At 40.0% G+C, this 881-nt stretch carries 1 protein-coding gene; it reads right to left on the bottom strand.

Going from position 1 to position 881, the window contains the following annotated elements; genetic code table 11:
* Positions 1-881: DUF11 domain-containing protein (locus ACWA1F_RS23920; protein WP_456897539.1), on the bottom strand; the 881-nt coding region annotated here is incomplete at both ends.

Raw genomic sequence — 881 nt, 5'->3', positions numbered from 1 at the left:
TTGCATTGTTTACTGTTTTAGTTAAAGAAAGATCTGAAGATTGTGCTGTTGGAGTGGTTGAAACCGACGCGTAATCATTTTCTGTTGTAATTCCGTTATTTGGAGTAGAATTCGGGTCAGGAAGATCACTCGCGGTCACTTCTGCCACATTCAGATAATCTCCAGTTGCGTTTACTGTTGCTAGAATTTGCAGTGTTTCTGATTTTCCATTTTCTAAATTCCCTACAGCCCAAACTCCTGTGGTCGGATTGTATGTTCCAGTTGAAATCGTAAAGTTGGAGTAGGTGTAACCAGAAGGAAGTAAATCTGTTACGGTTACTCCAGCTGTATCTTGCGGGCCATTATTAGTTACCACAACTTCAAAAGTAACTACAGAACCTACAATAGGTGTTGCATTATTAACGGTTTTGGTTAAAGATAAATCGGCATATTGTAGTGTAGGCGTTGTTATAGCAGTGGCATAATCATCTTCTGTGGCAACTCCATTATTTGGAGTAGAATTCGGGTCAGTAAGATCAGCGGCTGTTATTTCGGCAATATTCAAATAATCTCCTGTCGCATTTACAGTTGCTGTAAGCTGTAAAGTTTCAGATTTTTGATTAACAATATTGGCCAACGACCAAACTCCCGTTAAAGGGTCGTAAGTTCCTGTTGAAATCGTAAAACTGTTGTAGGTATATCCTGAAGGCAGTAAATCGGTTAATTCAACATTTGTATTGTCTTGTGGCCCGTTATTGGTGATGACGATTTCGAAAGTTACCTGAGAACCTACAAACGGAGTTGGATTGTCTACTTTTTTAGTCAATGATAAATCGGATGAAAGCGGAACTGGCGTTACGGCTGCGGTAGCATAATCGTCTTCTGTCGTCACTCCGTTGTTT

Source organism: Flavobacterium erigeronis (assembly GCF_054075165.1).
The sequence above is the reverse complement of the archived record's forward strand: the minus strand, read 5'-3'. Positions and strand labels throughout refer to the sequence as shown.